We start from the raw sequence: 14,949 nt of genomic DNA, 5'->3' as shown, positions 1-14,949 counted from the left end.
GACGTGGACGATCGTTCCCTGAATCTGCTCGAGTTCGATCGAGTCCGCGCGGAGATCGCTCAGCGCGCGGACAGTGTGCGCGCTCGAGCCCGGCTCGCGGGTTGGCGCCCTCTGCTCGAACCCGAGACGCGCGTGCGCGAGGTGTCCGCGCTGGCGGAAGCCATGACGCGACAGCCGGAGCCTGGCGAGTGGTGCCACGTTGCCGCCGGGGACCTTGCGGCGCGGCTCGACTCCGAGTCGGAGACGCCGCTCGACGGTCCGGGCCTGGTCGAGGTGCGCGAGTGGCTCTCGGCCGGGCGAAGGACACGCGCGATCTGGAGCGAGGAGGAGCCCCGCCGCCGCTGGCCGGCTCTGAGCCTGATCGCCGGACGACTCCCGGACCTGGACGTGCTCGAACGCCGGCTCGAGCAATCGCTGGAGCCGGACGGCACGCTCACCGACGCCGCGTCGCCGGAGCTCAAGCGGCTGCGCGGAGAGATCGACCGCGGCGAGCGAGATCTCGAGCGCCGGCTCGCGCGCTGGGGACAGGAGTTCGGCGAAACCAGCTACGTCACGCGCCACGCCGAGCGATTCGTGGTGCTGGTGCCGGCCGCCGGCTTCCCGCGCCGGCGAGCGCTGGTTCACGACGTTTCGGGCAGCGGTCAATCACTGTTCGTCGAGCCGTTCGAGGCCTGCGACGCCAACAATCGATTGATCGAGCTGCGCGCCGCGCGGCTCGAAGAGGAGCACCGCATCCTGCTCCAGCTGGCGAACGATGTGCGCGAGCGTGAAGCGGAAATCCGCTCGCTCGAGAGCGCGCTGCTCGAGTTCGACACGCTGCGCGCCCGCGCGCGCTGGGCTCGCGACCGGCAGGCGATCGCGCTCGCCCCGGGGGGCGACCGGCTGCGGCTCCTGGCGGCGCGCCATCCCCTGTTGCTGGCGACGCGTGCCGAGAGCGAGGTGGTGCCGCTCGATCTCACTCTGGAAGCCGGCGGCAAGCTGCTGCTCGTCTCGGGCCCGAACATGGGCGGCAAGACCGTGCTCCTGAAGACCGTCGGGCTCGCGGCGCTGCTCTCGCACGCCGCGTTTCCGGTGCCGGCCGGCGAGGGCTCGTCGATTCCCGAGCTCGACGCGGTGCGCGTGGACCTCGGCGACGCTCAGTCGGTGGATCAGGGACTCTCGACCTTCGCCGCGCACCTTCGGACGCTGGTCGAGATGGCCGAGAGCGCGGGACCGCGCACGCTGCTGCTGGTGGACGAGCTGGGTGCCGGCACCGATCCCGAGGAGGGCGCGGCGCTCGGCCGCGCGCTGGTCGAACGCTTCGCCGCGCGCGGCGCCTGGGGAGTGCTCACCACCCATCTCGGAAGTCTCAAGCGCGTCGCCGGCGAGGTCGTGGGTGTCGTCAACGGCTCGCTCGAGTTCGACGAGCCGACCATGAGCTCCCGCTTTCGCTTCATGCCCGGTGTTCCGGGGGCGAGCCACGCACTCACGGTGGCGCGGCGTCTCGGGCTGCCCGCCGAGGTGCTGGCGCGCGCGCGCGCGCTGGCGCCGGCCGAGTCGCAGCAGATCGAGCGCCTGATCGCCGAGCTGCAGGAGACGCGACGCCGCTGGGAGGCCGAGACGCGCAGCCTGATCGAGGCCCGCGCCGCGGCCGAGACCGCCGCCCGCGAACATCAGGAGGCCACGCAGGAGACACGCCGCACGCTCTCGGAGCTGGGCCGGAAGCTCACGCGCGAGAGCGAGGCGATCCTCGCGCAGGCGCGCGAACTGTGGCAGACCGTGCAGCGGGACGCGCGCCGCGCCGAGAAATCGCGCGCCGGCGCCGAGGAGATCAAGTCGCGACTCGGGGCGGTCGAACGCGAGGTCGAGTCGCTGCAGCGCGAGGCCCGGAGCGTGGCCGGCGAATCCGCGGGCCCCGAGAGCGTGGCGCCCGCCGAGCTCAAGCCCGGGATGCGCGTCCGCGTCACCGATCTCGGCGTCGAGGCCGAGGTGGTGAGCGGCCCCGACCCGGAAGGTCGGGTGCAGTTGAAGCGCGGGGGCTGGAGCATCCAGAGTCACGTCGACCGGCTCGCCGCCATCTCCAGCGAGGGGTCGCCCCGAGGCACGCATGACGCGAACGTCCGTCCGCGGGCGAGCTGGGAGGCGTCGGAAGAAGGCCTGCCCCTCGAGGTGAATCTGCTCGGGCTCGACTCGGAGGACGCGATGCGAACGCTCGATCAGGGGCTGGATCGGGCAGTGATCAGCGGCCTCGCCGAGCTGCGGGTGGTTCACGGCGTGGGCCGCGGCGTCCTGCGCGGCGCCGTCGAGCGGCATCTCAAGGATCATCCCCAGGTCGTGTCGCAGCGCCTCGGCGGCGTGGGCGAAGGCGGACGGGGCGTCACCATCGCGAGGCTTCGATGAGCGATTCGCCGAGACTCCCGGGCGCGCGAAGCTCCGACGACTGGGTGGAGCGGGTGCGGGACGCGTCCGACATCGTCGAGGTGATCCGCGCGACGGTCGCGCTGAAGCGCGTCGGGCGGAACTGGGTGGGCCTGTGCCCGTTCCACAAGGAGAAGACCCCGTCGTTCTCGGTCAACGCCGAGCGCCAGTTCTACCACTGCTTCAGCTGCAAGGCGGGCGGTGACGTGTTCAAGTTCGTCCAGGAGACCGAGAAGGTCGGCTTTCTCGAGGCGGTCGAGATCCTGAGCCGGCGGGCAGGCATTCCGGTTCCGGAGCGCGGCGCACCCGGCGAGCGGGGGCTGCGCACGCGGCTGCAGCACGCGCTCGATCTGGCGGCGAGCGCCTACGAGCAGTGGCTCGGTGATCCGCAGCATGGCGCGACGGTGCGCGCCTACCTCGAGCGGCGTGGGGTCAGGGCCGAGACGCGCCGGCAATTCCGGCTGGGGCTCGCGCCCGCCGGCTGGGATGCCCTGCTGCAACGGCTGCGCGCGCAGGTCGGCGAGGAGGATCTACTCCAGGCCGGTCTGGCGACGCGCCGCGAGAGCGGCCGCGGGCTGTACGATCGCTTTCGGAATCGCTTGATGGTGCCGCTGGTCGCGCCGGGCGGCGCGGTGGTCGGTTTCGGCGCGCGCGCGCTGGCCGACGAGGATCAACCCAAGTATCTGAACTCGCCCGAGACGCCGGTGTACCACAAGGGCGCATTCCTGTTCGGACTGGACGCGGCACGGCGAGCGGCCGGAGCGACGGAGGAGATGATCGTGGTCGAGGGGTACTTCGACGCCATCGCTCTCCATCAGGCCGGGCTCCCGCACACCGTCGCCACCTCGGGAACCGCGCTCACCGCCGAGCAGGCGACCTTGCTCCGACGCGTGGTGCCGCGCGTGGTGCTGACCTACGACGGCGACGCCGCGGGGCGCGAGGCGATGATGCGCTCGCTCGGCGTGCTGCTCGGGGAGGGACTGGAGGTGGCGATCGTCGATCTCCCGACCGGAGAGGATCCCGACACGCTGGTGCGGGCGGGCGGGCCGTCGGCGTGGGCCGAGCGGCGCGCGGCCGCCGCGGATCCGGTGGAGTTCGTGCAGCGCCACGTCTTGCGCCAGACCGAGGGGCGCAACGCCGCGAGCGGCGACCCGCGCGAGCGTGCGCTCCAGGCGGTGGTGGAGTTGGCGGCGCGAATCGCCGATCCCATCCGCCGCGGATTGCTGTTCGAGCGGGCCGAGCAGGTGCTCGGACTCCCGCCGGCACTCCTGGCGCGCGCGCTCGAGCTCCGGAAGAGTGGTCACGACGCCCGCAAGCCGGTACGGGCCGCCCTGGAGGCCCGGCGGCACGGCGAGGTCCATGCCGAACGGCAGTTGCTCGCGGCTTTCTTGCACTCTCCTGACACGCTCGCACCGGCGCGCGATCAGGTGCATCTTGAAGACTTCGGCGATCCCGATTGCGCCGCTCTGGCGCGTTGGTTCTGGGAGGGAGGGGCGGGAATGCCCGGCGAGGGCCCGGCGGCCGGGCTGGCCCGCGAGCTGCTGGCCGAGGATCGGCCGCTCGACTGGATGGAAGAGGCTCGGGGCGCCGTGCGCATCCTGGTTCAGCGCCGTCTGCGCGGGGAGCTGAAGGACCGCCAGCAGCGGCTACGGCACGCCCAGGATTCACAGGAATCGGAGCGTCTGCTGCAGGACATTGGAAACATCGCACAGTCCTTGAAGGACTGGAGCGCGTCACTTTAAGAGCGGGGCGGGCTCCGCGGCGCGGGGCCGACTGAGGTTCCACAGGGGGCGAACGAAATGGCGGCGACGGCAAAGACCAAGGTGGCGAAGCAGCAGCTCAAGGTGGAGCAGCGCAAGCGGCTGGAAGAGATCAAGTCCCTCGCCCTGCGGCAGGGATACATCACCGAGGACCAGGTGGTGACGCTGCTCGACGACGAGCTGGATCCCGAGGTTCAGGTGGATCAGATGGAGGAGATCCACTCCATGCTCGGGACCATGCACATCGAGGTCTTCGCCAGCGAGGAGGACGCCGCCGAGCGACTCAAGAAACTCCGCAAGATCGAGGACAAGAAGAGCACGCTGTCGGCGAAGGCGGTCCCGCAGCAGCCGGTGCGCTACGACGACCCGGTGCGGATGTACCTGCGCGAAATGGGTCGCGTGCCTTTGCTCACGCGGGAGGGTGAGGTCGAGATCGCGCGGCGCATCGAGGCCGGCGAGCGCCAGGTGGTCTCGGCGCTGTTCCGCGCCGAGCCCTCGGTGCGTGAGATCCGCGGACTCCTGAAGAAGCTCAAGGAGGGGCTGCTCAAGATCGAGGATTTCATCAAGGTGGACGCCGAAGCCGCCACCGAGCAGGCGCTCAAGAAGGAGCGCCAGCGCGCGGTGCGCATCCTCGAGCGCGTGTTCGTGCTCCAGAAGCGCTACAACGACATGCTCGAGAAGCAGAACGCACGGATGACCGATCATCGGCGCTCGAGCTATCACGCCAACTTCGCCAAGGTCGAGGCCGAGCTGACCCAGGAGATGCACAAGCTCTCGATGAATCCGCGCATGGTCGAGGGGCTGGCCGCGCCGGTGAAAGAGCAGGCTCAGCGCGCGCTGGATCTCGACGACCAGCTGGCGCTGCTCGAAAAGAAGTACGGCCACGGCGCCGACGACATGAGCGCGTTCTCGCGCCGGCTGAAGCGCGGCCCCAAGGAGCTGCGCGCGGTCAAGCGTGACTCGGGGCTCCAGCCCAATCAGATTGCCGATTTCCAGCTCGAACTCAAGAACGTGCGCAAGCTGCAGCGCGACCTCGAGGTCGAATCGAAGACCTCGGTCGAGCACCTGCTCGAGCTGCACCGGCAGATCCGCGACGGCGAGCGCGCCACCGCGCAGGCCAAGAAAGAGATGATCGAGGCCAACGTGCGACTGGTGATCTCGATCGCCAAGCGCTACACCAATCGCGGTCTGGAATTCCTCGACCTGATCCAGGAAGGCAATTCGGGACTGATGCGCGCGGTCGACAAGTTCGACTACACCAAGGGCTACAAGTTCTCGACTTACGCGACCTGGTGGATTCGGCAGGCCATCACCCGCGCGATCGCCGATCAGGCGCGCACCATCCGCGTCCCGGTGCACATGATCGAGCACATCAATCGCGTGGTGCGCGTGTCGCGCCGGCTGGTGCAGGAGCTGGGCCGCGAGCCAACGCCCGAGGAGATCGCCGAGCGGCTCGAGCTGCCGGTCGACAAGGTGAAGTCGATCCTCAAGGCGGCGCAGGAGCCGATCTCGCTCGATCGCCCGATCGGCGAGGACGACGACTCGAACCTCGGCGATTTCATCGAGGACACCAGCGTGGTGAGCCCGGCCCATTCGGCCGCCAGCGCCATGCTGCGCGACGAAGTCAACGAGGTACTGCGCACGCTCACGCCGCGCGAAGCCAAGGTCGTGCGCCTGCGCTTCGGGCTCACCGAGGACGGCGCGCAGCGCACCCTCGAGGAAGTCGGCGCGTTCTTCAACGTCACCCGCGAACGCATCCGGCAGATCGAAGCCAAGGCGCTGCGCAAGCTGCGCCACCCGACGCGTTCGCGCCGGCTCAAGGCCTACACCGAGCTCCTGTGACCGGAATCGCAGGAGCCCTGAGCGGAATCGGTTCGGAGCTCCAGCGGCGACCCGGGCGATGGCTGGCGGTCGCGATGCTGCTCGCGGCCTCGCTTCGCCTCGCCTTCGTGCTGTCGACCACACCGCGCGCGCTGGTCGGCGACGAAACCACGTACGATTCGATTGCCTACAATCTCGTCAGCGGGCACGGGTACCGGCTGGGAGAGTCCAACGAGGAAGGGACGCTCACTGCGATGCGCGGCCCTTCATATGTGCTCGAGGTCGCGCTGTTCTACCGCATCTTCGGCCGGACGCTCACCCGACCACTGGTGGCGCAGGCCTTGCTCGACGTCCTGGGATGCTGGTTGGTCTATCAGCTCGGGAGGCTTTGGTTTCGAAGGCCGCAAGTCGGCGTAACGGCAGCGGCGATCTACGCAATTTATCCGCCGTTCATTCAGTACTCGGGCGCTTTGCTCACCGAATCGTTCACGACTCTGACGCTGCTGGCCGCACTTCTCGCGTGGCAAGTCCACCTCGAGGCCGCGGGTTGGAGGGCGGCCGCCGGCAGCGGCGTCGCGCTCGCACTGTGCGCGCTCAACAAGCCGCAACTCGCTCCTTTGATCGTGCTTCTGCCTCTGGTCGCGCTGCCTGAACGGGGGGGCGCGAGAACGATTCGAGACCTGGCCATTCTCGCTCTCGCGTTCGCCGTCGTGACGATTCCCTGGGTCCTCCGCAACGCAATGGTGTTCCATGCGTTCGTTCCCGGGGTGACCAACGGGGGGATCGGCTTCTGGGGAGGAACCGCGCCCATCGGCGGCCGGCTGATTAGCAGCCTTGCGGACCCGCCGGTCCCCGACAGCCTGCGGCGCGCGGTCCTGGCGATGGGGGAGGTCCAGGGAAGCCGCTGGCTCTATCGAGAAGGTGTACGGATCATTGCTGCCGACCCCGGTCGCTACGCATTTCTCCTGTTCCGGAAGTTCTTCCAGCTCTGGTTCAATTTGGGATTCGACCAGCCGCCTTCGCGGGCCTCGGTCGATCTCGCCGCGTTCCAGGCGGTTGCCGTCGCTCTCGCGGCCGCCGGTCTGCGAATCGGTTCTCCCGGACGTGGAGTGGCTCGTCTGATCGGCTGGCTCGGGCTGGTGTGGACGGCCGTCCACCTGCCGTTCGTGGTCGTGGTTCGATATGCGGTTCCCTTCTACTCCGTGCTCTTCGTTTGCACGGCGGCGGGGTTGGTCGCGCTCATTCCGGGTTGCGTGGGGCCGCCGCGCGAGGTGCGATTTGACACCCTTTCGAACGGTTGATAGAAACACACGCCTTGTCAGGCGCAGCGATGCTGCGTGCCCGCGCTGGGCCCATAGCTCAGCGGTCCAGAGCGGCCGGCTCATAACCGGCGAGACCCTGGTTCGAATCCAGGTGGGCCCAGAGTTCGTCGCTCACGCTCGCGAGGGTTGCGCCACACCCGAATTCGGGCGAATAGCTCAGCTGGCAGAGCACCTGGATCACAACCAGGGGGTCACAGGTTCAAGTCCTGTTTCGCCCACCATCGTCACCGGCGGGATTCGCGCGACGTCGCGAATCCCGAAGCAGGAGTCGATCGCGATGAATCGAGGATTTCGACGCGCCGCCGTGCTTCGCCCGGGATCGGGCGCGCACCGGCGCGGCACCGTCGCGCCGCCCGCTCGCGGGGATGTCCTCTCGGACATCCCCGCTTTCGTTTGGGGGGAGCAGCCGTGAGCGACGAAATCGATCGACTGTGGGCCCTGAAGGGTCTGGACGAGCAGCTGGTCGCGGCCCGCGCCGCGCTGGCGCGTTATCCGGAGCAGAAGCGGGCGCTCGAGGCGCGCGCCGCCGACGAGAAGAAGAAGCTCGAGGGTCTGCAGGGTCGGATCGCCGAGGCTCAGAAGCGACGTCGCGAGCTGGAGCGCGACGCCGAAACCGCCGGCGAACAGGAGCGCAAGTTCGCCTCGCAGCTGCCGATGGTGAAGAAGAACGATGAATACCAGGCGCTGCTGCAGGAAATCTCGGCGGCCAAGACGCGGCGCTCCGAGATCGAAACCCAGGTGCTGCTGCAGATGGACACCGAGGACGGACTGGGGCGCGAGCGGCCGGTGGCGGAGAAAGCATTGAAATCGGCGGAGGCCGAGCTCAACACGCGCCGCGCCGAAATCGAAGCCGAGGAGCGCGCCGCGCAGCAGAAGGTCGACGCGTTGCAGGCGCAGCGAGCCGAACAGATGGCGCCGCTGCCGGCGGCGATGCGCTCCCGCTACGAGCGCGCGCACCAGTCGCTGAACGGGCTGGCGGTGGTGGCGATCCTCAAGAACGCCTGCGGCGGATGCTATCGCGCCCAGCCGCCGCAGGTGGTCGCCGAGGCCCGCCGGCGCGACCGCCTGATCATCTGCGAGGGCTGCGGGCGGCTGCTGGTGTGGCCGCCGGAGGGGGCGTGAGCCGGCGTTGAGCTCCACGCCGCGCGTGCTCTCCTCCGCGCTCCGCGGTCGCCGTCTGGCGGTGGTGCTGTCGGGCGGCGGCGCGCTGGGCGCGTACGAAGTCGGTGTGCTGCGGGTACTCGAGCAGCTTCGCGTCCGGCCGGCGATCCTGGCCGGAGTCTCGGTGGGCGCGATCAACGCAGTCGCCTGGCTCGCTCACGATTTTCGCGCCCGCTCGCTCGAGCGCGTCTGGAGCAGCCTGCGGGGCTCCGAGATCGGGCTCCGCTGGACTTCGCTGCTGCTGCGACTGCTTGGCGGCCTGGTGGCGGCGGTCGGCGTCACCGAGGCGGCGCTGACGCTGGCGAGCTCGCAAGAGCTGAGCGCGCTACGTCTGTTCCATCGTCGTGTCACGGTGCACGCCGACGTGCAGGCCATCCTGCTCGACGTGCTGGCCTGGGTGCTGGTCGCGGCCGGCGGCGCTGCGCTGGTGTTCTTCGCGCGCCCCACCGACGAGTGGGTCGCGGCGCTCAGCTCGAAGATCGAAAGCGCGCGCGCCTATCGCTGGCTCGGTCGCGTGCTCCTGGTCGGCATCGCGATCCACGTGCTCACCCTGTTCTTCGGCGTTCCCTGGCCGCATCGCTTCAGCGCCACCGCGCTGCTGGTCGGCGGGGCGCTGTGGCTGTTCGGCCGTCACGGCCGGTCCAATGAAGCGGCGCGCGAGTGGCTGATGCGCATGTTTCCCGAGACCCGCGGGCGCGGCCTGTGGGGGACCGAGCCCCGCCGGCGCCTGATCGAGCGCCTGGTGGGCGAAGGCGATCCCGAGCGTCTGCTCGGCGGTGAAACGCATCTCATCGTCAGCGCCTGCGATCTCGCCAGCGGCCGCATCGTTCATTTCGTGAACTGGCCGGAGCCGAACCAGCGCTTCCGCTCGCGCATTGCGCGGGTACTCGGCGAGGTGATGCCGCTGGCGCGAGCCGCCGACGTGATGCGCGCGGCGCTCGCCTCGTCGGCGCTCCCGATCCTCTACGAGCCGGTGCGGATTTACGGGAGGGAGTTCGTGGACGCCGGCCCGTTCTCGAACCAGCCGATCCACGTCGCGATCGCCGACGACGCCGAGGCGGTGCTGGTGGTGCTGCTGTCGCCGAGCGCCGGGCCGTCCCCGGGCGCTCATGAACCCAATCTGCTCGAGCTGGGCGGGAGACTGCTCGAGCTGGCGAGCTGGCGCGAGCTGCAGGGCGAGCTGCTGGCGCTGCCGGCGGAGTGGACGCGCCAGCCGCACCCCGCGACCGGCGACCCGGCCCGCATCTGCGTGGTCGAGCCCGCCACCATCCTGCCGGGCGGCGTCCTGGGTTTCGCACCCGATCACGCCAGCACGCTGATGCATCGCGGCGAGACCGACGCATGGCGCGCCCTCGAGCAGGCCGGCTGGCTGAAACCGGCCTGAGCGCCCGGCTTGTGCGCGCGCGCGCGCGACCGGTAGAGTCATTCGATGCCCACTCCCACCGGCGGTCCGTGGAGGCTTCGCTGTGACGGAGGCTCCCGTGGCAATCCGGGACCGGGCGCGTACGGGTTCGTGCTGCTCGACGATCACGGGCGCGAAGTCGAAGCGCGGGGCGAGTATCTCGGCAAGGTCACGAACAACGTCGCCGAGTATCGTGGGTTGATCGCGGGCCTGGAGGCCGCGGCGGCCCATCGAGTTCCGTCGCTCGAGGTGAGCATGGATTCCGAGCTGGTCATTCGCCAGATGACCGGCGAGTACCGGGTCAAGAACGAGGGGCTGAAGCCATTGCACGCGGCCGCGAAAGCGGCGGCCACGAAAATCGCACGGCTCCGCTTCGCGGCGATTCGGCGCGAGGAGAACACCCGCGCCGATCAGCTGGTCAACGAAACGCTGGATCGTATTCTCGGTTCCGAGTCTCCCAGATGATCGCGGGCGAGGCACCGACGCTGCCGTTTTGCGGCGGCCCAGGGCCTGGTCCGAGGAAAGTCCGAACTCCACAGGGCAGGGTGCTGGGTAATTCCCAGGGGGCGCGAGCCCACGGAAAGTGCAACAGAAAGCAAACCGCCAGCGGGCGCGGCTTCGGCCGCGCAGCGGGCAAGGGTGAAACGGTGCGGTAAGAGCGCACCAGCGGTCCCGGTGACGGGGCCGGCTTGGCAAACCCCACCCGGAGCAAGACCGCATAGAGGGGGAGCAGTGTGTCCCGCTGCGTTCGCACCCCAGGGTCGGTCGCATTGAGGCGTTCCGGCAACGGGCGCCCCAGACAAATGATCATCACGGTTCACACCGACAGAATTCGGCTTACGGGAGACTCGGTATGACGTCACGGCCGGCGCCGGCCGATCGCAGTGGCCGGCGCGGGGCGGCGCCGCGTCGCGAGCACAGGCCTGCGCGCCGTTGGTGGAGTCATCCGGCGCTGGGCGCCGGACTGCTGGCGCTGCTCTTCTTTCTGCCGACGATTCGCTACGGATGGGTTCGCGACGATCACCAGATGATCGCCGAGAACCAGTTCCTGAGGCATCCCCGCTACCTGCTGCAGCTCCTCCTCACCGACTTCTGGTCGTCGCCGGGCGGCCAATCGGGGCTGTGGCGCCCGGTCATCACGCTGTCCTACTGGATCGACGGCCGGATCGGCGGATGGCAACCGGGCTGGTTCCACGCCGTCAACGCGCTGTCGCACGCGGCCGCCACCGCGCTGTTCGCGCTGCTGCTGGTCGAGATCGGCGCCGGGGCGGCGGTGGCGTGGTTCGCGTCGTTGTGGTTCGCGGTGATGCCGGTGCACGTCGAGTCGGTGGCATGGATCTCGGGACGAACCGACGTGTGGTGCGCGATGTTCTGCTTCGCGGCGCTGTGGATGCACGAGCGCGGCGCGCGCGGAACGAGCTGGGCGTGGCGCAGCGGCGCGGCGCTCGCGTTCCTGGCCGGGCTGCTCAGCAAGGAAGGCGCAGCGCCGGTGCTGGCGGTGTTCGCGGCGCTGGCGTGGGCGCGCCTCGCCGACTCGCCGAAGCGCTGGGCGCAATTCGCGGTCGAGACCGCGCCCTACTTGGTCATCACGGCGGTCTGGGCGTATGTCCATCAGGGCATCGCGCCCGCCGACCTCACGCCGGCGGCCGCCTGGCGCCACTCGACGCCGATGGAACGGGTGTGGACCTCGGTCGCCACGCTGCCCTCGTATCTCGCGCTGCTGCTGCCCGGACATCCGCAGGGACCGGACTGGCTGATCGCGCCGGCGCGCTCGCCGCTCGATCCGCGCGTGATCCTCGGCGTGCTCCTGCACCTTGTCGCCATCGTGTTCGTGATCCGGGAGTGGGGAAAGAAGAGCCGTCTCTCGGCGGCCATGCTGCTGTTGTGGCTGCCGCTGGCCCTGATCGGTGGCCTCACCCTCACGCGCGGCGTGCTGCTCTATGGCGGCCGGCATCTCTATATGGGCTCGGCCGGGGCGACCTGGCTGGTGTGTGTCGCCGGGGTCCGGTTGTGGCGCCGCGGCATGAGTCCGAGCTCGCTGCCGCGCTGGACACCCGCCGCGATCTACGCCGCGATTCTGGCCGTCTCGCTCTTCCAGACCGGCGTGGCCATGTCGGGCTGGTGGACCGACGAGACCATGTACCGCGCCATGATCCGGACTCAGCCCGACAACGCCAGCGGCTATCTGGGACTCGCGCTCGTGAGCATCGGCCACCGTCGTGACAACCTCGCGCTGGAAGCGCTGAGCCGTGCGACGGAGCTCGATTCCACGCGCTACGAAATCGCCACCTACCACGCGGCGATCGCCTCGCGCACCGGTCAGTGGCCGCAGGTGGTGGCGTGGGGAAGACTGGCGCGAGCCCGGGGAGCCACCGAGGCGGATCCCGCGCTGATGGAGGTCAACGCCCTTCAGGCGATGGACAGCCTCGAGGCGGCCCACGCGCTGCTCGACACGCTGATGGCGACCCACAAGAGCGACCCCGATGTCGCGGCCGCCTACGGCAAGCAGATGCTGGCCGAGAAGAAGCCGGCGCGCGCCATCAAGCCGCTCCAATACGCGGTGGGCTGGAGCCCCGACGACGCGACGCTCGCCATTCTGCTCGGCGACGCGTACGCGCGGGTCAAGAACTACGAGGACGCGCGCCGCGAGTTGCAGCGCGCCACCGGACTCGAACCGGGCAACATCGAGGCCTGGCTGCGGCTCGCCTCCGTTTGCCATCTGCAGGGCGACTTCACCGCCCGCGACCAGGCGCTCGCCAACGCCACCAGCCTGCCCGGCGCCGACACCACGCGCATTCAACAGATGTGGCAGAAGATGGCCGGGCTCGGCGAGCCGGGGCCCATCGACAAGTGAGCGCGCCACGCCCGGACCCGATCGCCTGAATCCCCGGCGCCCTCGCGAGCCGGCGAAGCGCGGGGGGAAGGCGCGCGGAGCGAGTGCCACCTCTGCACCGCGTTCCTCGGCGTTGGCCGTGTTCGTCACCCATCCGGCGGCGTTGTCCTTCCTCGCCGCGGTTCTGGTTCATCTCGGCTCGCTGCCCTATGCGTTCGTCTGGGACGATCACTACCTGATCGAGCACAACGGGCTGCTCGGTTCGAGCGCGGGAGTGGCGAGACTCCTCACTGCCGACTTCTGGGCCGGCGCGGGCCAGCACGCCTCGGGCTTCTGGCGCCCGGTGGTGGTGGCGAGCTACGCCATCGAACACCGACTGGGATTCGGCGCGCCGGCGATGAGGCTGGTGAATCTGCTGGCGGACGCCGGCGCGAGTGCGCTGCTCGCGGCGCTGGCGCTGGCCGGTGGACTGCCGCGGGCGGCCGCGGCCCTGACCGGGCTGATCTTCGCGACCCTGCCTGCGCATCTCGAGTCGGTGGTGTGGATTTCGGGCCGCACCGACGTGTTCGCGGCGGCGTTCGGGCTCGCGGCGCTGCTGCTCCAGTCCCGCTGGCGCCGGACCCGGAGCTGGACCGACGAGGCCGCAATGCTTCTCGCCCTCGGCGCGGCGTTGCTCAGCAAAGAGACGGCGGCGCCGTTGTTCGCGGTGATGGCGGTGTCGGCGTGGGTCGCCGGCGCGCCCGCGGGGCTCTCGATCCGCGGCTGGGTTCGCGAATGGCTGCCGGCGGCTGCGGTCACCGCCGTCTACGGCCTCTTGCATCTTCGATTCGCCCCCGGCGAAGCGCTGCCAGCGGCGTTGGTCGCCGCCACGCGCGCCCGCGCCGCCGGAGGCTTCTGGCTGTTGACGCCCGCCTACCTCGCCTTCCTGCAGCCCTGGTACCCGCACTCGCCGGCCGCGATGCTGGATCTGACCCATCCGCCCGGCGGGCTCGCGATCGCTGGCGGTGTCGCGCTGCTCCTGCTCGCGGCGATCGGGCTGTGCGTGCTGGTCGCGCGGCGGTCGCCGGCCGCACTGCCCTGGTCGCTGGCGCTCGCCACCCTGTCGCCGGTGCTGGCGGTCAACGCCCTGCGCGGCACCCTGCTGTTCGCCGAGCGCTTCTTCTACTTTCCAAGCGCCGGCGTCTGCTGGGCGCTCGCCGTACACGCCTGCGCGCTGCCGCTGTCCGGCCGGCGGGTCGCCGCCGTGGTGGCGACCCTTGCCCTGCTGGCGGGAATCGGGTTCACGCTCCAACGCCAGCCCGACTGGCGTGACGACGAGACGCTGTTTCGCAGCATGACCCTGCTGCATCCCGGGAATGTCACCGGCTACCTGCAGCTCGCGCGCGAGCTCGATTCCAGGGGCCGTGGGGAAGAGGCGGCGCGCGCCGCGGCGACCGCGTCGCGCCTCGATCCCGAGCGCGCCGACGTGCTCGCGGTGCGCGGACTGCTGGCATTGCGCGCCGGCAACCCGGCGGCGGCGCTCGATTTCTCGAATCGCGCGATCGCCGGTGGCTCGATTCAGCTCGAGTCGCGGCTCACGCGCGCCGCGGCGCTCGCCGCGCTCGGCCGGTTCGAGGAGGCACGCGGGGCGCTCGACACGTTGCGGGCGCGAATGCCCGGCAATCCCGAGGTGGAATCCCTCTGGGGCCAGTATCTGCTCGCGACCGGTCACGCCGCGGAAGCACGGCCGGTTCTCGAACGCGGGCTGTCACAATTCCCAGACGATGCCGACCTCGCCTACGCGCTCGGCATGGCGTGCGTCGACACGCACGCCATCTCGGAGTCGATCCCGGCATTCGAGCGCGCAGTCGAGAAACGCCCCGGTTTCTATGAGGCCTGGCTGCAGCTTGGAGCGGCGCGACTCGAGATGGGCGACCGCGCGGGCGCGGCGCGCGCGCTCGAGAGCGCGATGCGTTTGCCGGAGGCGGTGGATGGGCGAGCGGCGGGGCTGCGACGGATGGTGGGAAATCCGCGATGAACCGGCGGCTCGCGTAGGTCCTGCTCCGGAAATTGCAGTTGCGCCTGCTGATGCCGGGGATGGGGGCCCGAGGGAGATCGACTCACGCCGCGTACTTCAGGGTGTGGCGCTGGTTGTGGGTGAAGGCTCGCGTCCGAATGGTTCTCCAGTAGTACTGCGCCCATCGCTCCGGTAGCTCGATGCGCGTGGGGAAGAGGCGCTGCTCGAGGATCTGCCTGACGCTTCTCCTTCGCGAG

General features: G+C 70.0%; 8 protein-coding genes, 2 tRNA genes and 1 other RNA gene. All 11 read left to right on the top strand.

Annotated features, from left to right (window positions below; genetic code table 11):
• Positions 1 to 3 precede the first annotated feature (3 nt).
• Positions 4 to 2,379, top strand: coding sequence for a Smr/MutS family protein (locus tag VMJ70_07120; GenBank protein ID HTO90887.1), 2,376 nt, complete (start codon positions 4 to 6; stop codon positions 2,377 to 2,379).
• Positions 2,376 to 4,139 (top strand): DNA primase, encoded by a 1,764-nt coding sequence (dnaG, locus tag VMJ70_07115; protein HTO90886.1) that lies wholly within the window; start codon positions 2,376 to 2,378, stop codon positions 4,137 to 4,139. The genes VMJ70_07120 and dnaG overlap by 4 nt, the downstream gene beginning before the upstream one ends.
• 57 nt (positions 4,140 to 4,196) lie before the next feature.
• Entirely contained in the window at positions 4,197 to 5,999 is a 1,803-nt protein-coding gene (gene rpoD, locus VMJ70_07110; protein ID HTO90885.1) for an RNA polymerase sigma factor RpoD, read from the top strand.
• Between the two features lie 74 nt (positions 6,000 to 6,073).
• Positions 6,074 to 7,279 (top strand): glycosyltransferase family 39 protein, encoded by a 1,206-nt coding sequence (locus VMJ70_07105; protein HTO90884.1) that lies wholly within the window; start codon positions 6,074 to 6,076, stop codon positions 7,277 to 7,279.
• Positions 7,280 to 7,326: 47 nt separating this feature from the next.
• A tRNA-Ile gene (locus tag VMJ70_07100) sits at positions 7,327 to 7,400 on the top strand.
• Between the two features lie 45 nt (positions 7,401 to 7,445).
• Positions 7,446 to 7,521 (top strand) — tRNA-Val (locus VMJ70_07095).
• A gap of 187 nt (positions 7,522 to 7,708) precedes the next feature.
• Entirely contained in the window at positions 7,709 to 8,422 is a 714-nt protein-coding gene (locus VMJ70_07090) for a C4-type zinc ribbon domain-containing protein (protein HTO90883.1), read from the top strand.
• Between the two features lie 7 nt (positions 8,423 to 8,429).
• Positions 8,430 to 9,845, top strand: a complete 1,416-nt coding sequence (locus VMJ70_07085; protein HTO90882.1) for a patatin-like phospholipase family protein — start codon at positions 8,430 to 8,432, stop codon at positions 9,843 to 9,845.
• A gap of 467 nt (positions 9,846 to 10,312) precedes the next feature.
• Positions 10,313 to 10,718, top strand: an RNA gene (rnpB, locus tag VMJ70_07080) — RNase P RNA component class A.
• The gene (locus VMJ70_07075; GenBank protein HTO90881.1) at positions 10,717 to 12,717 is read left to right on the top strand and encodes a tetratricopeptide repeat protein; all 2,001 of its coding nucleotides are present in this window, start codon (positions 10,717 to 10,719) and stop codon (positions 12,715 to 12,717) included. The genes rnpB and VMJ70_07075 overlap by 2 nt, the downstream gene beginning before the upstream one ends.
• Positions 12,718 to 12,835: 118 nt before the next feature.
• Complete coding sequence (locus VMJ70_07070; GenBank protein HTO90880.1) at positions 12,836 to 14,713, top strand: tetratricopeptide repeat protein; 1,878 nt, start codon at positions 12,836 to 12,838, stop codon at positions 14,711 to 14,713.
• Positions 14,714 to 14,949: the final 236 nt, after the last annotated feature.

It is taken from the genome of Candidatus Sulfotelmatobacter sp. (assembly GCA_035498555.1).
GTDB lineage: Bacteria > Eisenbacteria > RBG-16-71-46 > RBG-16-71-46 > RBG-16-71-46 > DATKAB01.
The sequence above is the reverse complement of the archived record's forward strand: the minus strand, read 5'-3'. Positions and strand labels throughout refer to the sequence as shown.